The sequence below is a fragment of the Leucobacter komagatae genome, from assembly GCF_000834055.1.
Classification (GTDB): domain Bacteria; phylum Actinomycetota; class Actinomycetes; order Actinomycetales; family Microbacteriaceae; genus Leucobacter; species Leucobacter komagatae_A.
The window spans coordinates 57,967-77,747 of record NZ_JXSQ01000001.1; the positions used below are offsets into that span (position 1 = coordinate 57,967).

18 protein-coding genes are annotated in these 19,781 nt (G+C 66.5%); 11 read left to right on the top strand and 7 right to left on the bottom strand.

Annotation, left to right across the window (positions count from 1 at the left end):
• The 4 genes from recA to miaA are packed head-to-tail and all read left to right on the top strand — an operon-like array spanning nt 1 to nt 4,604.
• On the top strand, nt 1-1,131 hold the full coding sequence (recA, locus tag SD72_RS00265; protein ID WP_042542436.1) for a recombinase RecA: 1,131 nt from the start codon (nt 1-3) through the stop codon (nt 1,129-1,131).
• 2 nt (nt 1,132-1,133) lie between these two features.
• Nucleotides 1,134-2,075, top strand: a complete 942-nt coding sequence (locus SD72_RS16680; RefSeq protein ID WP_052492341.1) for a regulatory protein RecX — start codon at nt 1,134-1,136, stop codon at nt 2,073-2,075.
• 46 nt (nt 2,076-2,121) lie between these two features.
• Complete coding sequence (gene miaB / locus SD72_RS00275) at nt 2,122-3,660, top strand: tRNA (N6-isopentenyl adenosine(37)-C2)-methylthiotransferase MiaB (RefSeq protein ID WP_042542437.1); 1,539 nt, start codon at nt 2,122-2,124, stop codon at nt 3,658-3,660.
• Entirely contained in the window at nt 3,660-4,604 is a 945-nt protein-coding gene (gene miaA / locus SD72_RS00280; RefSeq protein ID WP_042542438.1) for a tRNA (adenosine(37)-N6)-dimethylallyltransferase MiaA, read from the top strand. The genes miaB and miaA overlap by 1 nt, the downstream gene beginning before the upstream one ends.
• A 251-nt stretch (nt 4,605-4,855) precedes the next feature.
• Here miaA and SD72_RS00285 read toward each other — a convergent pair whose 3' ends face one another.
• Both SD72_RS00285 and SD72_RS00290 read right to left on the bottom strand, forming a co-directional pair.
• Nucleotides 4,856-5,956 (bottom strand): permease prefix domain 1-containing protein, encoded by a 1,101-nt coding sequence (locus SD72_RS00285; protein ID WP_042542439.1) that lies wholly within the window; start codon nt 5,954-5,956, stop codon nt 4,856-4,858.
• A complete protein-coding gene (locus SD72_RS00290; protein WP_042542440.1) occupies nt 5,953-6,285 on the bottom strand; it encodes a PadR family transcriptional regulator in 333 nt (110 codons plus the stop codon). Before SD72_RS00290 ends, SD72_RS00285 begins: the two co-directional genes overlap by 4 nt.
• A 164-nt stretch (nt 6,286-6,449) precedes the next feature.
• Here SD72_RS00290 and dapF point away from each other — a divergent pair, with 164 nt between their 5' ends.
• Nucleotides 6,450-7,331: a diaminopimelate epimerase gene (dapF, locus tag SD72_RS00295; RefSeq protein WP_042542441.1), complete on the top strand. Its 882-nt coding sequence runs from the start codon at nt 6,450-6,452 to the stop codon at nt 7,329-7,331.
• A gap of 9 nt (nt 7,332-7,340) precedes the next feature.
• Here dapF and SD72_RS00300 read toward each other — a convergent pair whose 3' ends face one another.
• A complete protein-coding gene (locus SD72_RS00300; RefSeq protein WP_157000391.1) occupies nt 7,341-7,988 on the bottom strand; it encodes a class I SAM-dependent methyltransferase in 648 nt (215 codons plus the stop codon).
• Between the two features lie 194 nt (nt 7,989-8,182).
• Between SD72_RS00300 and hflX the strand changes: the two genes are divergently transcribed.
• The 4 genes from hflX to SD72_RS00320 all read left to right on the top strand — a co-directional run bounded on the left by hflX (nt 8,183) and on the right by SD72_RS00320 (nt 14,291).
• Entirely contained in the window at nt 8,183-9,691 is a 1,509-nt protein-coding gene (gene hflX / locus SD72_RS00305) for a GTPase HflX (protein WP_042542664.1), read from the top strand.
• Nucleotides 9,692-9,853: 162 nt separating this feature from the next.
• Entirely contained in the window at nt 9,854-12,190 is a 2,337-nt protein-coding gene (gene metE / locus SD72_RS00310) for a 5-methyltetrahydropteroyltriglutamate--homocysteine S-methyltransferase (protein WP_042542443.1), read from the top strand.
• Nucleotides 12,190-13,401, top strand: a complete 1,212-nt coding sequence (locus SD72_RS00315) for a hypothetical protein (protein ID WP_052492342.1) — start codon at nt 12,190-12,192, stop codon at nt 13,399-13,401. The genes metE and SD72_RS00315 overlap by 1 nt, the downstream gene beginning before the upstream one ends.
• Nucleotides 13,398-14,291, top strand: coding sequence for a methylenetetrahydrofolate reductase (locus tag SD72_RS00320; RefSeq protein WP_042542444.1), 894 nt, complete (start codon nt 13,398-13,400; stop codon nt 14,289-14,291). The genes SD72_RS00315 and SD72_RS00320 overlap by 4 nt, the downstream gene beginning before the upstream one ends.
• A 30-nt stretch (nt 14,292-14,321) precedes the next feature.
• Here SD72_RS00320 and SD72_RS00325 read toward each other — a convergent pair whose 3' ends face one another.
• From SD72_RS00325 to lexA, 4 genes are all read right to left on the bottom strand, one after another.
• Nucleotides 14,322-14,864: a hypothetical protein gene (locus SD72_RS00325; protein ID WP_157000392.1), complete on the bottom strand. Its 543-nt coding sequence runs from the start codon at nt 14,862-14,864 to the stop codon at nt 14,322-14,324.
• A gap of 230 nt (nt 14,865-15,094) precedes the next feature.
• Nucleotides 15,095-16,192, bottom strand: a complete 1,098-nt coding sequence (gene lipA, locus SD72_RS00330; RefSeq protein WP_084766636.1) for a lipoyl synthase — start codon at nt 16,190-16,192, stop codon at nt 15,095-15,097.
• The gene (gene lipB, locus SD72_RS00335; protein ID WP_042542446.1) at nt 16,134-16,862 is read right to left on the bottom strand and encodes a lipoyl(octanoyl) transferase LipB; all 729 of its coding nucleotides are present in this window, start codon (nt 16,860-16,862) and stop codon (nt 16,134-16,136) included. The genes lipA and lipB overlap by 59 nt, the downstream gene beginning before the upstream one ends.
• Nucleotides 16,863-17,211: 349 nt before the next feature.
• A complete protein-coding gene (gene lexA / locus SD72_RS00340; RefSeq protein ID WP_042542447.1) occupies nt 17,212-17,874 on the bottom strand; it encodes a transcriptional repressor LexA in 663 nt (220 codons plus the stop codon).
• A 286-nt stretch (nt 17,875-18,160) separates the two neighbouring features.
• Between lexA and SD72_RS00345 the strand changes: the two genes are divergently transcribed.
• Together SD72_RS00345 and SD72_RS00350 are read left to right on the top strand one after the other, a co-directional pair.
• Nucleotides 18,161-18,601, top strand: a complete 441-nt coding sequence (locus tag SD72_RS00345; protein ID WP_084766670.1) for a LysM peptidoglycan-binding domain-containing protein — start codon at nt 18,161-18,163, stop codon at nt 18,599-18,601.
• Between the two features lie 91 nt (nt 18,602-18,692).
• Nucleotides 18,693-19,778: a histidinol-phosphate transaminase gene (locus SD72_RS00350; RefSeq protein WP_042542448.1), complete on the top strand. Its 1,086-nt coding sequence runs from the start codon at nt 18,693-18,695 to the stop codon at nt 19,776-19,778.
• Nucleotides 19,779-19,781: the final 3 nt, after the last annotated feature.

Consider the following 19,781-nt stretch of genomic DNA (forward strand, 5'->3'; position numbering starts at 1 on the left):
ATGGCAGCACCAAAAGATCGCGAAAAGGCCCTCGAATCGGCCCTCGCCCTCATCGACCGCCAGTTCGGCAAGGGCGCGATCATGCGCATGGGGAGCCAGGAGCGGGCCGCGGTTGAGGTGATCCCGACCGGTTCCGTTGCGCTGGATGTTGCGCTCGGCATTGGAGGGCTTCCCCGCGGGCGCATCATTGAAATCTACGGCCCCGAGTCCTCCGGTAAGACGACGTTGACGCTGCACGCGATTGCAAATGCGCAGCGCGCAGGTGGCATCGCGGCGTTCATTGACGCTGAGCACGCGCTCGACCCCGAGTACGCAAAGAAGCTTGGCGTCGACATTGACGCGCTGCTGGTTGCCCAGCCAGACACCGGTGAGCAGGCGCTGGAAATCGCTGACATGCTCATTCGTTCCGGATCAGTGGATCTCGTCGTCATTGACTCGGTTGCCGCCCTCGTTCCGAAGGCGGAAATCGATGGTGACATGGGCGACAGCCACGTTGGCCTGCAGGCGCGACTGATGTCGCAGGCGCTTCGAAAGATCACCGGCAGCTTGAGCACCACAAAGACCACCGCAATCTTCATCAACCAGCTCCGCGAGAAGATTGGCGTGTTCTTCGGCAGCCCTGAGACGACCTCTGGTGGCAAGGCGCTGAAGTTCTACGCCTCCGTGCGCCTCGATATTCGCCGCATCCAGACCCTTAAGGACGGGCAGGACGCGGTGGGCAACCGTACCCGTGTGAAGGTTGTGAAGAACAAGATGGCTCCGCCCTTCAAGCAGGCAGAGTTCGACATCCTCTACGGCACTGGCATCTCCCGCGAGGGCTCACTCATCGACTACGGCGTTGAGCACGGCCTCGTGAAGAAGAGCGGTGCCTGGTACACCTACGACGGTGACCAGCTCGGCCAGGGCATGGAGAACGCACGCCGCTTCCTCATCGCGAACCCGGAAACCGCGCTCGAGATCGAAGAAAAGATCTTGACCAAGCTCGGTGTCAACGGGCGCACAGAAGAAGAGCCAGCCGAGGCCGCAGCTCCCGCGAAAACTGATGCTCCCGCGAAGACGAGCGCACAGGCGAAGGCACAAGCAGCGGTCAAGGCGCAGGGCAAGGGCGACGAACTCGCAGCGAGCGCGTAGCCATGGCCGTCAGGTTCCTTCCCCCTCCCGAGGAGCGCCCGAAGCCGCAACGTGAGGAACGAGGAGATCTCGCCGAGGTCATCGAGTTCCGCAGCAAGCTACGTCGGCCCGCGCCGGCGTCCGCGTGGGCTGCTGAGCCGGCTCCGGCGAACTCCGAAGGCGGGGATGCCGGCAGCAGCGACGAACCGGGGTCGTGGGCTCCAGCGCCCGAGGCCGCCGACGAGCGGCCCGAGGCTGAGGCGACGGGGAAGGAGCCAGCGGCAGGCGCTGCCGGCGCCCAGCGCAGCTGGGCGCGGCTCATCGAGGTGCCGTTTGGTGCGCCTCGAGCGGCTCGCCCCTCGTCCGCCGAGGCGCCAGCGACCGCTTCTCCCTGGGCCAACGACCTCGAGGGCGCACAGGCCGGTGAACCGCACGCGGCCGCCGTCGAAGACGAACTCATCGATGACGGCCCCACCGCCTACGAGACTGCCGTGAAGCTGCTCGCTCGGCGAGCGTTGTCGAGCGGTGAGCTGCAGCGCGCCCTCATCGCCGCAGGGCACCCAGAGATTGACGCGGAGGAGGCCGTCGCGCGCTGCGAGGAGTCGCTGTACCTCGACGATGATGACCTCGCCACGACGGTCGCGACAAAGCTTCGCGAATCGAAGGGAGAAAGTAAGGCCCGCATCAGACAAAAGCTCCGCGAACGCCACCTCCCTGACACCGCGATTGAAGCGGCTCTCGACGGGCTTGACGACGAGGCGGAGTTGGAACTGCTCACACAAACCGCCGTCGATCGTGCGCGGCGCATGACGGGGCTTGATCGTCAGACGGCTGAACGCCGACTCCTCGGTTTTCTCGCCAGGCGCGGCTGGTCTGGAGAGCGGGCCACGCGAGCGGCACGGGAGGCGCTCGACGGCACCACCGGCGGCGCCCGCGGTGGTCGCGGCACGGTCCGCTTCAACTGAGTGCTGGCGTCGGAACCGGACGGTCGGCGCGGGTAGAATCGGTGCCATGCCTACCGTCGAAGCAGTGAAGATCGAATCCTCGCCAGCCGCGATCCGCCCTGACGGCTCGCCGCGCAGCTACACGGTGCGCACACTCGGCTGTCAGATGAACGTCCACGACTCCGAGCGAATGTCTGGCTCGCTCGAGGCCGCAGGATACGTCGCAGCTGACAGCGCTGATGATGCAGACGTGTACGTCATCAACACGTGCGCCGTCCGCGAAAACGCGGCGAACAAGCTCTACGGCAACCTCGGCATGCTCGCGGCGGTGAAGCGTGAGCGCGCCGGTATGCAGATCGCCGTCGGCGGCTGCCTCGCTCAGAAGGACCAGGGCGATATCGTCGAGAAGGCGCCCTGGGTTGACGTCGTGTTCGGCACTCACAACATGGGTTCCCTCCCCACCCTGCTTGAGCGCGCGCGACACAACGAGGAGGCGCAGGTCGAGATCCTCGAGGCACTCGAGGTGTTCCCGTCAACGCTTCCGACGAAGCGCGACTCCGCGTCGAGCGGCTGGGTATCGATCTCCGTCGGCTGCAACAACACGTGCACGTTCTGCATCGTCCCCTCACTCCGCGGCAAGGAGAAAGACCGGAGGCCTGGCGACATCCTCGCCGAGGTGCAGGCCCTCGTCGACGACGGCGCCATCGAGGTGACGCTCCTCGGCCAGAACGTCAACACCTACGGCGTCGAGTTCGGCGACCGTCAGGCATTCGGCAAGCTGCTGCGCGCGATGGGCGAGATTGACGGGCTCGAGCGCGTGCGCTTCACGAGCCCGCACCCCGCAGCGTTTACCGACGACGTCATCGCTGCGATGGCCGAGACGCACAACGTGATGCCCTCGCTGCACATGCCGCTGCAGTCAGGTTCCGACACGGTCCTCAAGGCGATGCGCAGGTCGTACCGCTCGAAGAAGTTCCTCGGCATCCTGGACGACGTTCGGGCCCGTATCCCGGGAGCTGCGATCACCACCGACATCATCGTTGGGTTCCCCGGGGAGACCGAGGAAGACTTCGAGGACACCCTCAGGGTCGTCGAGGCGTCGCGGTTCGCGAGCGCGTTTACGTTCCAGTACTCGATCCGCCCAGGCACCCCTGCCGCCACAATGGACCACCAGATCCCCAAGGAGGTCGTGCAGGAGCGCTACGAGCGGCTCGCCGCGCTGCAGGAGCGCATCTCGCTCGAAGAGAACCAGGCGCAGATCGGACACACGGTTGAGGTGCTTGTCCAGGCGAGCGAGGGACGCAAGGACGGTGCGACGCTGCGCCTGTCCGGCCGCGCGCCAGACAACCGCCTCGTGCACTTCGCGGTTCCCAATGGCGCGGACGAGCCGCGTCCGGGTGACACGGTCAAGGCCACGATCACGGCGGCCGCACCGCACTTCCTCATTGCAGACGACACCGCGGCCTACGCGGTCCGGCGCACGCGAGCTGGCGACGCGTGGGATCGCCGGCAGGCCGAGAGCTGCGGGGTGCCTGCTGGCACCGCTGCGGCGAGCGGCGGCCGCGCCGTGAACCTCGGGCTCCCGACGCTGCGCATCGGCGAGTAGTGGCAACACTGTGGGCCGTTGTCGGTGCGACGGGCACCGGAAAGTCCGAGGCCTCACTCGACCTCGCTGAGCGCCTCGCTGCCGCAACGGGCGAGCAGCCCGAGATCGTGAACGCCGACGCCATGCAGCTCTACCGTGGCATGGACATCGGCACCGCCAAACTCCCTGAGGGAGAGCGGCGGGGGATCCGCCACCACCTTTTCGACGCCTTCGAGCCCCACGAGGAGGCGACGGTGGCCCGCTACCAGCCCGAGGCGAGGGCGCGGATCGCTGAGATTCTCGCCAGCGGGGCCGATGCGATCCTCGTCGGGGGCTCGGGCCTGTACGTCTCGAGTGTGGTCTTCGACTTCCAGTTCCCGCCCCGCGATGAGGCTGTGCGAGCGGGCCTCGAGGCTGACCTTGAGTCGAGCGGCGTTGCGAGCCTCGTCGAACGCTTGCGCGCGCTCGCGCCCGACGTGGCGGACGCGGTTGACAAGCGAAACCCGCGGCGCGTTGTGCGCGCGCTCGAGGTCGCGCTGCTCGGCGGAGACGCACGCGTCACGCTTCCGAGCGAGCCCGAGCACTGGTCCGCGGGTGACGCGCACGACGCGACCCGCATTCTCGGTGTGGCGTGCGCGCGAGAGGTGCTCACCGAACGGCTCGATCGCCGAGTTGAGGGGATGTGGGCTGGGGGCATGCTTTCGGAGGTGCGCGGGCTCCTTCCGAAAGGCCTTGAGCAGGGCAAGACCGCTAGCCGGGCGATCGGCTACGCTCAGGCGCTCGCCCAGCTGCGTGGCGAACTGAGTGAATCCGACGCGATTGCCGAGACGCAGGCCCTGACTCGGCGTTACGCACGTCGGCAGGTCAGTTGGTTCAAACGCTACCCGGCCGTGCACTGGATCGACCAGACGGCAGGGCGGGATACCGCCGCACTCGACGCACTCGTGGATGAAGCTCCGCGCTAGCCGCGGCTGGATGCCGCCCGCCGACCGGGGGACCGGGGTCGGTAATCTCGCAGCGCGACTCGGTCGGTGCGGAACACCGGCCGGGCAGCGCACAACGTAGGTAATCTGCGATAGGTATCGAGATTTCGCCGGAAATCCTAAGAGTTATCGCAGTTTGCCTATATTGCGCTGCGGAGGGCCGGGGCGCTCACCGGGCAGGGGAGCCACAGCTACCGGGCAACGGCAACAGCTACCGGGCAGGGGAGCCGCAGCTACCGCTTCGAGGAGCGGTACGATTCGAGAGCCCCGCTGCCTGCGGAGATCGCCCCGAAGAGCACCGCACCGATCGGCCAGACTATCCAGGAGTGGCTCCAGGCGTTGCCGATGAAGCTCCAGGCAAGGTAGATCACGACGAGCATCGGCCAGTAGAACGAGGCAATGACACCGATGATGCTGCTGTCATCGCTGTCGGAGGCCCCGTCATCGGCTGTGAGCGTGAGCTGCTCAGCGGCGCTCTTGGCCCAACTCGCTGGCATGATGCACAGGATCCCGGCGGCCACGATGAAGAGGAGGATCACCACGCCGAACACGGTCCACGCCGCATGGTGCGGTGACCCCGTCATGCCGAGCGCGAGCGCGATCAGCGGGGTGGGGGACAGGATGAAGAGCAGTACCGCAAACTGCAGGCCCCTGAGGCGGCCAGCTTCGTGTTGCTTGGCGAGGTCCGTTGCCCAGCGCGTTACACCGGGGTCCGCAGAGAAGCGGAGTGCGCTCACGCGAGCAAACTCAGAGACCGAGGCGCCTGTGCGCACGAGCATCACGACGCCGGTGGCGACGCATGCGAAAAGCACGAGGATACCGATCAGGGTCGCCGTGCCCGCGGTGAGGCCGAGCTGTCCCTGCTGCGCGAGGGTGGGGAGCAGGATAACGGCCGAGGGCGAGACGACGAACAGCGCAACGGCGAGGGCGCTGCGGTAGCGGGTCGTTTCACGTGCTGCGGCGTATCCGGTTGCCTCTGCCGTCGTGATCGGCGGGTACGCGTGTGCTGCGGCGGGCGCGGGTGCAGGTTGGGCCGTCACGTTCGCGGCAGCGGGGCTCGCGAGTGCTGGCTGCGTGAGCGCTGGATCGGGGTGTGGCGGCGCAATCTCAGGGTGGATCTCGCGGGAGATGCCGAGCACGGGCGCGAGCTCGTCCAGGTTGCCGAACTCGGTGATGACCTTGCCGACCGCCTCGTTCTCGGAGAGCCCGGCGGCTGTTGCCGCCGCGTACGCGTCCTCCATCATGGCCTGGAGCTCGGCTTTGGCCTCGAGCATCCTCGGGGTGACAGGGTATGCGCTAAACATGGTTTCGAGATAGGCGATGATGACGTTCACGATGCGGCTCCTTCGACAAACCGGTCGACGACGGACTTTGTGACTTCCCATTCCGCGAGCTTTTGCTCGAGATGCTCGAGGCCCGCGGTGGTGATCTGGTAGTAGGTGCGTGGCTTGCCTGAGTCGGACGCGCCAGCAAATGACGTCACGAGGGTCGCTGCTTCCAGGCGCTTGACGGCTGAGTAGAGGGTTGTTTGCTTGATGGCGTAGGCATCGCCGGTCACGGCACTGATTTGCTGCGCGAGGTCGTAGGCGTACGAGGGCCGGTTGCGCAACAGGGAGAGCACCATGAGGTCGACGTAGCCGCGGATTGCGTCGGCACCGATCATGTTGGCCTCTCCTTGGGTTGGGTGTTTGCGTGCTGTTCCAACGAGGCCGAACCTCGCTCCGCCAAACGTACTACGCCTAACGTAGTACGTCAAGCGAAGGCGCCTGGACTATGCGATAGCCTAAACGGCAGGAAAGTTGCCAAGGCCCATCGAAGGAGCTCCCCATGACCACACTCTCGTTCACCAAGGGCCACGGAACAGGCAACGACTTCGTGCTGCTGACCGATCCGGAAGGGGCGATCGACCTCACTCCCGAGCTCGTGCGTTTTCTCTGTGACCGCAGATTCGGAATCGGTGCCGACGGCGTGATCCGTGCTGTCCGGTCGCGCGCACTGCCCGAAGGGGAAACGATCCTCGAGCAGGAGCCAGAGGCGGAGTGGTTCATGGACTACTGGAATGCCGACGGCACCGTCGCCGAGATGTGCGGCAACGGTATCCGGGTCTATACCCACTATCTCATCGCCGAGGGTCTGGTTGCGCCGAAGTCCAACGACACGCTGCCGCTCGGAACGCGCGCTGGCGTGCGAGACGTGCTCGTTGGCGCATCGGGCTACACCGTCGACCTTGGGCGCTGGCGCCTGGGGAAGGAACGGCTCGTCGCCGCGAGTGGTCTCGATGTCGCCCGCCCCGGCCTCGGTATCGAGGTAGGAAATCCGCACGTCGTTGCGGTACTCGCGGACGAGGCGGAGCTCGACGGGCTCAACCTTGAGGTACAGCCGAGCTTCGAGCCCACCCCGGCGGCCGGCGCGAACGCCGAGTTCGTGGTGCCTGCTGAGCCGCTGCTGCACAACGGAATCGCGCACATCCGCATGCGGGTATTCGAACGCGGCGTGGGCGAGACCCTCTCGTGTGGCACCGGAGCTGCGGCCTCGGCGTTGGCGTTCCGGCACTGGGGCGGCGAGCAGATGCCGAACAGTTGGAGCGTTGAGGTTCCTGGCGGTCGGCTCGCCGTGCGCATGTTCGCCACGGAAGAGGGCGAACACGTGTCGCTGTCGGGCCCAGCCGAGCTCGTCTACAGCGGCGAGATCGAGGTACCTGCCTTCTAGCTCGCCGGGTCAGCTCGCACGTGCGGCACGGATGACGTGAAACCCCTTCTTGCGCACGGCGCGGTCGACGGCGAGCTCCGCAAACGTTTCGTCGATCCACCGCTGCAGTGAATCGGCGCCGAGGTGCTTCGCGACCACCAGGTATGCCGCGCCACCGGGAGCAAGCCGGGGGAGCCAGCTCGTCAGGATGCCGTGGAGCGCCTCCTTGCCGACTCGAATCGGAGGGTTCGAGCGGATCTCTGCGAATAGCAGGCCAGCCGGCACCTCCTCGGGGGCGGCCACGTGTACGTTCGTGAGGCCGAGCCGTTCGGCGTTAGTGGCCGTGAGATGCCGCGAGCGCTCGTTCACGTCGATTGCCCAGACCTCGCGATCCGGGTATGCGAGTGCCGCGTCGAGCGCGATCGGGCCCCATCCGGAACCGATGTCAAGAATTGCCCCAGTCCCAGCGGCAGCGGCGTCCGCGTCAGGTGCCGTTGCAGGCAGTTCGGAGAGCGCGGGGAGGGCGTCGAGCAGGGTCGCCGTTCCCTGGTCGAGATGCTCCGGGCTGAATACTCCGCCAGCGGTGTGGACGCTCCGGATGGCGCCCTGGAGCTCGACCTCGATCTCGCGCGGAGTGAAGTCGCCAGCTGGGGACTCGGAAAAGTAGTGCTGATTCACGAGGTCAAGTATCCCAGGGACTTGGCCGGCGGGCGTGCTCGAAGCGAACATCCGTGCCGTAAGCGGCCACTCACCGTACACTTAGGAAGCACATGAGCGATTTCACCGAAGACCAGACTGACGAGAACGTGACCGGCGACGCCGCCGTGACTGACGCGAGCGAGCCAGAACACGCCGCGGACCCGGCGGATGAGATGACCGACCCGCTTGAGCGGGTGCTGCGCCGTGCCGCTGGCGCTGGCGCCTCCGTAATCCGTGACCTCTCCGAGGCGCAAGCGCTCGGCAGTTCAGCCGACGACGGCCTTGGTGACGCGGACCACGGGATCCAGATGGATCGCGAGGATCGGGCGTCCCTCACCCGTGTCGCGGGGCTTTCGACCGAGCTTGAAGACGTCACCGACGTTGAGTACCGCCAGCTGCGGCTCGAGAACGTCGTACTCATCGGGGTGTATTCCTCGTCGCGTTCGCAGTCAGCACAGGACGCGCTTGAGGAGGCAGAGAACTCGTTGCGCGAGCTCGCCGCCCTCGCTGAGACCGCTGGCGCGACAGTGCTCGACGGCGTACTGCAGCGACGCGCGAACCCAGACCCTGCCACCTACCTCGGCAAGGGCAAGGCGAAGGAGCTCGCTGAGCTGGTCGCGGCACTCGGTGCAGACACCGTGATCGCTGACGACGAGCTTGGACCGAGCCAGCGGCGTGTGCTTGAGGACGTGGTGAACGCGAAAGTCATCGACCGCACGACGGTGATCCTCGATATCTTCAGCCAGCACGCGAAGAGCCGCGAGGGCAAAGCGCAGGTGGAACTCGCGCAGCTCCAGTACCTGCTTCCTCGCCTGCGAGGCTGGGGCGACTCGATGTCGCGTCAGGCAGGCGGCCAGGTCGGCGCGGCCGGCGCCGGAATGGGCTCCCGTGGCCCGGGTGAGACCAAGATTGAACTCGATCGGCGTCGCATCAACACCCGAATGGCGAGACTTCGCAAGCAGATCGCAGAGTTCGCTCCCGCCCGCGAGGCGAAGCGTGCGAACCGCAAGCGCGGCGAGGTGCCGTCGGTTGCGATCGCCGGGTACACGAACGCTGGCAAGTCGAGCCTGCTGAACCGGCTCACCGGCACGCAGGAACTCGTGCAGAACCAGCTCTTCGCGACACTCGACACGGCTGTGCGGCACGCGGAGACCACCGATGGGCGCACCTTCACCTACGTCGACACTGTCGGTTTCGTGCGCAACCTGCCTCACCAACTCGTTGAAGCGTTCCGGTCGACCTTCGAGGAGGTTGGCGAGGCGGACGTGATCCTCCACGTTGTTGACGGCTCACACCCCGACCCCGAGGCGCAGCTGAACACCGTCCGCGGAGTCATCGCTGAGGTTGACGCGCAGGCGATCCCCGAAGTGGTGGTCTTCAACAAGGCGGACCTCATCGACGACTCCCGGCGCATGCTGCTCCACGGACTCGCTCCTGACGGAGTCTTCGTGTCCGCTCGCTCGGGTGAGGGAATCGACGAGCTCAAGGCGCGCATCGACGCCGCGCTCCCGACCCCCGACCGCGAGGTCACCGTCGTGGTTCCCTATGATCGGGGAGACCTTGTCGCGGAGCTTCACGAGCGCAACCGCATCCTCGAGTTGGACTACGACGAGGCCGGTACACGCGTGCGTGCCCTCGTCACTCCCGAGATGTTTTCTAAGCTCGACGACTTCCTCGTATAGCCTCGGTGGGCTGCGGCCCAGCGCGGTCGTAACACTTCGTCTCACGCTGTAACAGTGCGCAATTCAGGCCTGTTTGCCCGAGTGTGCGCGGTACTTTTGCAGCATACGGGCGCAGTGAACCGCCCGTCTTTCGCACCGCATTGCCCAGACGGAGGACCCACCATGACCGCTGCACCGCTCCCACACGCCACGATCCTTGGCTACCCCCGGATCGGCCGACGCCGCGAGCTCAAGCGCGCGGTCGAGTCCTTCTGGGCCGGACGCATCACCGAGGCGCAGCTCATCGAAACGGCGAGCGAGCTGCGCGCTGCGACTCGCGCCCGCCTCGTTGAGCTCGGGCTGCCGGCTGCCGGCGGAGCCGTTCCCGAGAGCTTCAGTTTTTACGATCAGGTGCTCGACGCGACGCTCGCGCTCAGCGCGATCCCCGAACGCTTTGCGGGCGCAACGGGGTCAGACCTTGGTACGTACTTCACGCTGGCCCGCGGCGACGAACAGCACCAGCCGCTTGAGATGACGAAGTGGTTCGACACGAACTACCACTACAGCGTTCCCGAGATTGACGAGCGCACCCCGTTTGCCGCGAACCCGGCGCAGCTGCTCACCCAGCTCGCTGAGGCAGCCGAGGCGGGCATCGAGTCGCGTCCCGTGCTGGTTGGGCCCGTCACCTACCTGCTCCTTGCGAAGGCCGCTGATGGTGCCGCTGATGGGTTCGACCCGGTAGACCGCCTCGACGAGGTCACGGCGGTCTACGCCGAGATCCTTTCGGCGCTCGCCGCTGCTGGCGCCACCTGGGTGCAGCTCGATGAGCCAGCGCTCGTCTCAGATTCGCTTCGCACCAGCCGCGAAGACACGCTCGCACTCGTCGAGCGCGCGTACGCCGTCCTTGGCGCTGCGAGCACGGCAGGCGAGGCGCCTGCCCGCCCGCAGATCCTCATCACCGCGCCCTACGGCGATTCGTCGCGAGCGCTCGCACGACTCGGCGCGCTGCCGGTCGAAGCCGTGCAAGCTGATCTCGTGCGTGGCACCCTCCCCGCAGCTGCGCTCGCAGACGGCTCGCTTGCTCGCGCATTCGCTGGTACGCAGCTTGTTGCCGGCGTCGTTGATGGTCGAAACATTTGGCGCACCGACCTTCGTGCGGCATTCGCGACGTTGACGACGCTCGCGGAGGCCGGCGTCGAGACCGTCGTTGGCACCTCCAACAGCCTGCAGCACGTGCCCCACGACGTCGCTGACGAGCAGAAGCTCGATGCGCGACTGAAGTCGTGGCTTGCGTTTGCCGATCAGAAGGTGGCGCAGGTGGCCGTCCTCGCTCGCGGGCTAGCTGAGGGCGCAGCATCGATCGAGGAAGACCTCGCCGAGGTGGATCGCGTTCTCGCAGACCGCGCCGCTGCCCCTGGTGTTCGTATCGACGATATCCGCTCGCAGGTCGCGGCGGCGGGCGACGCCGACCGCAATCGTGCCTCGGAAGAGGATCGTCGTGAGGCGCAGCGCGGCCTCGGTATTCCGCAGCTTGCGACAACGACGATCGGCTCATTCCCCCAGACCGGTGAGATCCGGAAGGCCCGCTCCGCTTTTGTGAAGGGCGAGATCGACGAGCAGGCGTACGAGGGATTCCTTGAGGCCGAGATCGAGCGTGTCATCCGGCTGCAGGAGGAGATCGGTCTCGATGTCCTCGTGCACGGCGAGGCCGAGCGGAATGACATGGTGCAGTACTTCGCCGAGCTGCTTGATGGGTTCGCCGTCACTGAGCACGGCTGGGTGCAGTCCTACGGCAGCCGTGCGACGCGGCCGTCGATTCTCTGGGGCGACGTATCTCGTCCGGCCCCGATGACTGTCCGCTGGTCTGCGTTCGCCCAGTCGCTCACCGAGCGCCCAGTGAAGGGCATGCTCACCGGCCCGGTGACGATCCTCGCGTGGTCCTTCGTGCGCGACGACCAGCCGCTCGGCGATACCGCCTCCCAGGTCGCGCTCGCTCTTCGTGGTGAGATCGCCGACCTTGTCGATGCGGGGATCACGATCGTGCAGGTCGACGAGCCCGCACTGCGCGAACTCCTGCCGCTCGACCGCGAGCGCCAGGCTGCGTACCTCGACTGGTCGGTGGGCTCCTTCCGGCTCGCGACGGGTGGGGCGGCACCGGAGGTGCAGATCCACACGCACCTGTGTTACTCGGAGTTTGGCGAGATCATCGACGCGGTCGACGGCCTCGACGCCGACGTGACAAGCATCGAGGCTGCGCGCAGCCGCATGGATGTAGTGGAGCCGCTTGGTAACCACGGCTACTCGCGCGGCATCGGCCCAGGCGTCTACGACATTCACTCGCCGCGAGTGCCTGGCGTTGACGAGCAGACCGAACTCATCCGCATCGCTGCTGCCAGGATCCCCGGTGAGCAGCTCTGGGTGAACCCCGACTGCGGCCTGAAGACGCGCGGTTACGACGAGACCGTCGCGAGCCTCACGAACCTCGTGCTGGCCGCGAAGGCCGTCCGCGCGGGCGCGTAGTGACGGGGGCAGCGAGCGGGGGCGGCGCCGGCGACGGCGGCGCCCCCGCGGCGGCGGCCGCCTGGCCCGTCGGCGCTCTACCGACCGAACAGGTTGGATCGCTTCCGCGGCCGGCGCGCCTGCAGCGAGCCGTGCTCGACACTGAGATTGGTGCCGCGTCAGCGGAGGAACTCGCGCAAGAGCAGGAGACTGCCGTTCGAGATACCCTCGCCAGGCTCGCCGAGACCGGATCGCCGATCGTTAGCGACGGCGAGCAACGCAGGCAGAGCTTTGCGAGCTACCCGCTTGCCGGCGGCGAGGTCACCGAGGGGCCAGTCTTTGCGGTCTTTGCCGATGGCCACCATCGGGTCGTTCCGCGACTCGTCACCGCACCATTCCGGTTCCGTGCGTGGGCCGCGGACGACGTCGCGCGAGCGCGCGCGCACACCACGTTGCCGCTGAAGCAGGCGGTCATCTCGCCATCGATGCTCTCGCTCACGGTTCCAGAGGATGGCCTTGGCGGGTACACGCGTGAGGAATTCATCGGCGACGTTGTCGCGGGCTGCGCTGAGGATATTCGGCGCTGCTTTGCTGCGGGCGCCAGCCGTGTGTCGATCGACTTCACCGAGGGCAGGCTTGCGCTTCGCCGTGACCTGCGCGCACCGTGGGCCGGGCCGCTGGCGCTCGGCGGGTTCATCGAGCTCCTCAACCGTGTGCTTGGCGAGCTCACGCCGGAGCAGCGCGAAGCAGTTGGGGTGCACACCTGTCCGGGCAACGACAACGACTCCGAGCACAGTGCCGATGTTGACTATGCGGAACTCATCCCGGAGCTGTTCCAAATTGAGGCCGGATACTTCCTCGTGCAGGCAGCAGGAGAGAAGGATCAAGACAGGGTCGCACGGCTCGTCGGCCGTGAGATCACGTCGCTCAGCGCGGCAGGGCGGCGGACGCCGAGGGTGTTGCTCGGGGTGACGAACCCGACGAACCCGAAGCTCGAGACAGCCGAACAGATTCGCGATCAGCTTGTGCGCGCGGCGAGGTTCGTGCCCGCGGAGCTTCTCGGCTCGACGGACGACTGCGGGTTCTCGCCCTACCTCGTCGATGAGAAGCCACGGCACGGCTCACCCGATTTCGCTCGCGACGTTGCCTTCGCCAAGATCGCCGCTCGCGTGCGCGGCACGCAGCTGGCTTCGGCGGAGCTGTCCGGGTCACCAACGGGGAGTACACAATGACGGCTTCACTGCTCACCGGAAGTGCGCCAACCAGGGCGCGGTTTTCGTTCGAGGTGTTTCCGGCGCGCTCGGGCGCAGCAGCGCTCGCGCTGGGGAGCTCCGTGCAGCACCTCTCAGCGGCCGGGCCCGACTTCATCTCGGTCACGTACGGCGCGAACGGCTCCAACCGTGACGCATCGCTCGACCTCCTCGCCTACCTGCGCGACCACACTGAGGCGCTGCCGCTGGCGCACCTTACGACCGTGCGGGAATCGCGGGAGGTCATTCGGGAGACGATCCACCGCATCATGGATGCGGGGATCCACGACTTTCTCGCGCTTCGCGGCGACCCGCCCCGCGGCACCGACGAAGACGACCCCGAGGTTGCCGGATCGCTCAGCGCGCTCGAGCTCACAGAGCTCATCGCCGAGGCCCGTGCCGAGCGGCCTGCGTTCACGAGCGTCGGCCGCACGGCGGTCGCCGCCTACCCCAACGGCCACCCGCTCTCGCAGGGGCAGTCGGCCGACATTGACTGGCTGCTTGCGAAGGAGGCGGCCGGGGCGCAGTTCGCGATCACGCAGCTGTTCTTTCGGGCGGAGGAGTACCTTTCGTTCGCCGACGCCGCACGCTCGGCGGGGCTGACAATGCCGCTGCTGCCAGGGCTCATGCCCGTCTCAACGAGCGGGCAGCTGCGGAAGGTCGCGTCGCTCGCGGGGAGGCCTGCGCCGGTGGCACTTGAGCGTGCGCTCGAGGAAGCAGGTGGCTTCGCGCCGGAGCTCGGGGTCGAGCACACGGTCTCGCTCGCGCGGGAGCTGCTTGAGGGCGGTGCGCCGTCGATTCACCTCTACACGTTCAACAGGCACGAGCAGGTGCTCGCCGTGCTCGCGGAGCTAAACCTGCTGGAAGGCTAGGGCAGCGGGCGGGCCTGTGGGCGGGGCCGACTACTCCCAGTTCTTGACAAGCCCGGGGAGCCGCTTGGTCGCCACCGACATGTACGCGGAGTCAAAGGCCGGACGCACGGCGATGCCTGTGCTCTCGTCAAGCCCCCAGCGGGCGTTGACCTCGCGGGCAGGGCCGTTCATGAGCACATCTTCCAGGTAGTTCGTGCGCGGCGAGTCGGGGTTATCGTTGTAGACGTGGATCGTCACCACATCGATTCCGAAGGAATCGTGGTGCGCGTTCACCGCCGAGAACATCTCCTGCACCTGATCCGCGCTGACGGAGCTCGGCTCGATGACGAGGGTAACGGCAAATGCCTTGCCCTTGCTGCCGAAACCGACCCAGGCGTCGCAGCGGGTTGGGGCGAGCTCGCTGGCGGCGAGCTCCGCGCATATTTGCTCTCCGTGCCGCGGGGATTCGCCAGGAGGGCGGCCCAAGGAGAATCCGTGTGGGTAGTTGAACGAGCACCCGGACAGCGCGATAGCGAGCAGTGCGGCGACTGCCGCCACTGGCAAGAACCGGGTAGGACGCCCTGAGATAGCCATGAGGCCACTGTAGCGGCGCGCTGAGGATCTGAGCGATCTGAGACCACGGAAGCGCGATCGCGGTGATCCCGCCCGATCCGCCCTCGCCCGGCCCCTCCCGCGCCTTCCGTCAGGTCAGGCCTCTTCCGCCAGGTCAGGCCTTTTCAACCGGCAAAGACTCATGACCTGGGTGAGGTCGTGTCCTTTCGGCGGGAGAGGGAGAAGGGGATGGGGAAGGGAGGCCCCCGCAGCTACACCGCGGCGACCGCCTGCGGGAACTCGGCACCGGCCTCCGCACCCGCAGCCCGCTCGGCCAAATGCCTGAGGTGCTCAGGCACCTCGATGCCCTTGCGCGCCATCGTCTGAGCCCAGAGTCTGCCGGCGCGGTACGAGGAGCGCACGAGCGGCCCTGCGAGCACGCCGTCGAACCCCAGAGCGTCCGCCTCGGCCTTCAACTCGACGAACTCCTCAGGCCGCACCCAGCGGTCGATGGGGTGGTGCAGCTTCGAGGGCCGCAGGTACTGCGTGAGGGTCAGAATGTCGCAGCCGGCCGAGCGCAGCTCGCGCATCGTCTCGATGATCTCGTCGCGCGTCTCGCCCATGCCAAGGATGAGGTTCGACTTCGTGATCATCCCTGCGTCGCGCGCCTGCGTGATCACCTCGAGCGAGCGCTCGTAGCGGAAGCCCGGCCTGATCCGCTTGAAGATCCGCGGTACGGTCTCGAGGTTGTGCGCGAACACCTGCGGGCGGGCCTCGAACACCTGCGCGAGATCCTCCGGGCGTCCGCCGAGGTCGTCGGCGAGCACCTCGACACCCGAGCCCGGGTTGAGCGCGTGGATCTGGCGGATCGTCTCCGCGTACAGCCACGCGCCAGTGTCTGGTAGATCGTCGCGCGTGACCCCCGTGATCGTCGCGTAGCGCAACCCCATGGTTCGCACGGACTCTGCGACCCTGCGGGGCTCGTCGCGATCGAGCGCGAGCGGCTTGCCCGACGTGATCATGCAGAAGTCGCAGCGGCGCGTGCAGATCGATCCGCCGATAAGGAACGTCGCCTCGCGATCCTCCCAGCACTCGTAGATGTTCGGGCAACCCGCTTCCTTGCACACGGTGTGGAGGGCTTCACGGCTCACGAGTTCCTGCACGGCCTTGTATTCGGGGCCGGTGCGCGCACGGGTCTTGATCCACTCGGGCTTGCGTTCGATGGGGGTCTCGGCGTTCTTCGCCTCGACCCGGAGTAGCCGGCGCTCCTCCGGCTCGGGTCGGGTTCCGACGACGGGAGGATCTTGACAGTCATGCTGAGAGCCTTTCGAGTACGGGGGCGAGGCGTTCGCGCAGCGCGGGGGCCGCATCCGCCGGTGTGATGGTTCGTCCGGCTCGCTCGCTCAGTGTGGTGACGCCCGCGTCGGTGATGCCGCACGGCACGAAGCGGGTGAATGGGGTGAGGGCGTTGTTGCAATTGAGTGAGATGCCGTGGGTAACAATCCGCCTGCTCACATGGATGCCGATCTGTGCGAGCTTGGCTTCGGGGGTGCCTGGCGCGGAGCCAGCAGGCGGATCTGTCCATACCCCGGTCCTCCCGGCGATGCGGTAGCCGACGACACCGAGGTCGCCGATTGTGGCAATGAGGGCCTCCTCGAGTGCGTGCACGAGGTTGACTCCTCCGAGGCCGTCCGCGAGTCGCACGATCGGATACGCGACGAGCTGCCCTGGGCCGTGCCAAGTCACCTTGCCGCCACGGTTGACTGGCACAACGGGGGTGCCGTCATCGGGGTATTCGTGGGTTTCGGCGCGTCTTCCTGCGGTGTAGACGGGCTCGTGCTCAAGAAAGAGCACGGTGCCGCCATCCGCGTCGCCGGCGAGGCGGTCGGCGGCAGCCTGCTGGAGCGCAAGGCCGCGCTCGTAGGGGACGAATTCGGGGGCGAGGCCAACGGTCTCGAAACGCGGCGATGGTGTCGCTCGGCTGGCTTCGGGTGTGGGGAGCGCGCTGGGCGCGGGGCGTACATCGAACGTGGAACGCATGCCAACATAGTAAATGGACGCAGTCCAACAAAGCAAACTGCGGCGAGAAACCGTCGTCGGCGCAGCTGGGGCATTACCAGGGGTTGGGAAGCGGGGCCCCTCCTGCTGTCGACGGCAATGCAGGTGCCCGGCTATGCGGACGCCCGGCTATGCGGACACTCGGCTATGCGGCTATGCGGCTATGCGGCTATGCGGCTATGCGGCTATGCGGCTGCCGCGGGGCGCGGGTCGCCAGAAGGCAGGCGCCAGTAGCTATGCTGTGCGGTTCGGGACGAACCGGATGGATGGGCTAGGGTTCCCGAAAGCCGGCCTCGGTGCGGCGCGTGATGCGACGGGTGGTGGCGTGCGGTTATACCGAACGGAAGACGGCCACGACCTTGCCGAGTACCTCTGCGTGATCGCCAAGAATGGGTTCGAACGCGCTATTGCGGGGGAGGAGCCAGGTGTGACCGTCGCGGCGGCGGAAGACCTTCACCGTTGCCTCCCCATCAAGCATGGCTGCGACGATGTCGCCGTTGTCTGCCTCACGCTGCTGGCGTACGACGACGAAGTCGCCGTCGCAGATTGCGGCGTCGATCATCGATTCGCCAACGACTTTGAGCATGAAGAGCTGGCCGTCGCCAACGAGTTGCCTTGGGAGCGGGACGATCTCCTCAACCTGCTGATCGGCAGTGATGGGGACACCTGCTGCGATCTGTCCGACGAGCGGCACAAATGCTGTCTCCTGTGCCTGCGTGGTCGGGGCATCCGCAATCGCGCTGCTCGTCACCGCGAGCTCCACGAGGATCTCGAGCGCGCGAGGGCGATTCGGGTCACGGCGGATGTAGCCGCCAAGTTCGAGGCGACTGAGCTGGTGGGTGACGCTCGAGAGCGACGAGAGGCCAACGGCGTCGCCAATCTCTCGCATGCTCGGCGGGTAGCCGCGCGATTCGACGGAGCGTGCGATGAACTCGAGGATCGCCTGCTGCTTCTCAGTTAGCGGCTTCATCGGCGTTGAGGCCAGTTCGCTCATCGCATGTCCTCTCGGTAGTGGTGTCTGGGGTTCGACGTGAGCGGCAATCTCCGCGAATTCCCGGGCCGCTCAGCGAATGTCGGTGGTCACTGCTTGAGTGGCCCTACTGTTCGAAACCATAGCCCGTATGTTCGATGCGAGGCAAACATTCGTTCGAGTGTCGCCCAAGTTGGTGCGGTATTTCATCGAATACACCGGTTGCGGTTTCGAAAGATCGAAGATATATTCGAAAGAGATGTTCGAACGAAGTGAATTCGCTCCAACAATCTCGAGAGAGGAACTCCTCATGACTGCAACAGCTATCGTCACCCCAGTTATCCGCCGCACGGACGCGGCGCGCGCCAACGCAAGCGTCGGTGACGCCGCGGTGGCTACGGCGCCGCAGACGCGCTTCCGTCTCACCCGTAGGGGTCGAGTTGTCTTTGGCGGTCTCGCGACCGTACTCGTAGCCGGTGCCCTCGCTATCGGTGCCGCGTTCGCGGCGCCAGGCGCAGTCGCAAACGGTGCGGAGAGCACGCAGGAGTTCCCCTACGTGCTCGTGCAAGCCGGGGATTCCCTGTGGAGCATCGCCTCCGCACTCGAACCCGGAGCAGACCCGCGTGATGTTGTCGCAGAGATCGTGCGACTCAACCAGATAGACGGCGCAAGCTTGCAGGCCGGTGACGCAATCGCCGTTCCGCTCCGGTTTGAGGGGAGCGAGCACACGCTCGCCGCTTCGGCGCTGTAACCTGCGCGTGGCTCGGGTGTGGCAACACGCGAGTTATCCGGCGCGGATTGCCAACGCTCGGGAGCGGCTCGCCGCTCGCTAGACTGGCGTGGTGGCCGAACTACACGATCTCCCGCTCCGCGACAACCTTGTCGGCAAGACCCCGTACGGTGCCCCGCAGGCAGCCGTCCCGGTCAGCCTGAACGTGAATGAGAACACGCATCCACTGCCGGAAGCGTTCATCGCTGAAGCAACCGAGGCGCTGGCCGCAGCGTTGCGGGGCGTCAACCGTTACCCAGACCGCGAGTTTATGGGGCTCCGCGAGGCGCTCGCAGGCTATCTCGGCTATGGGTTGACTCCCGAGCAGGTGTGGGCTGCGAACGGGTCCAACGAGGTGCTCCAGCAGATCCTCCAGGCCTTCGGCGGCCCTGGCCGCACCCTCCTGAGCTTCACGCCGACATATTCGATGTATCCGCTCCTCGCCGACGGCACCGACACCGGATGGATTGCTGTCCCGCGGGCGGCGGACTACACCGTTTCGCCTGAGCTCGCAGTTGCTGCAATCACCGAACACCAGCCAGACATCGTTGTGCTCTGCGCACCGAACAACCCGACGGGCACCCCGATGAGTCTCGAGACCGTCGTTGCAGCGTACGACGCCTTTGACGGCATTCTCATCGTTGATGAAGCATACAAAGAGTTCGACTCCGCTACGGAGACAGCGATCTCGCTGTTGCCCGGTCGGCACCGCCTCATCGTAAGCCGGACGATGAGCAAGGCATTCGCGTTCGCCGGAGTCAGGCTTGGGTACATCGCGGCGGACAGCGCAGTGGTTGACGCGCTGCGCCTCGTGCGCCTGCCCTACCACCTCTCCGGGCTTACGCAGGCTGCGGCGACAACCGCGGTGAAGCACTCGGCTGCAATGCTTGCGACCGTCGACGAAATTCGTGCAGAACGAGATCGGCTCGGCGCGCACCTCACCTCCCTCGGGTATACCGTCCACGACTCGGGGGCGAACTTCGTGCTCGTCGGAGGATTCGTTGACTCGGGCCTCGTGTTTGCGCGCCTTCGCGAACAGGGCATCCTTGTGCGTGACCTGGGGATCGAGGGCCACATTCGAATCACTGCCGGTACGCCGGAGGAGACTACGGCAGTGATCGACGCGATCACGGCCTTCGGAGCAGCCGGCACCGTGTAGCTC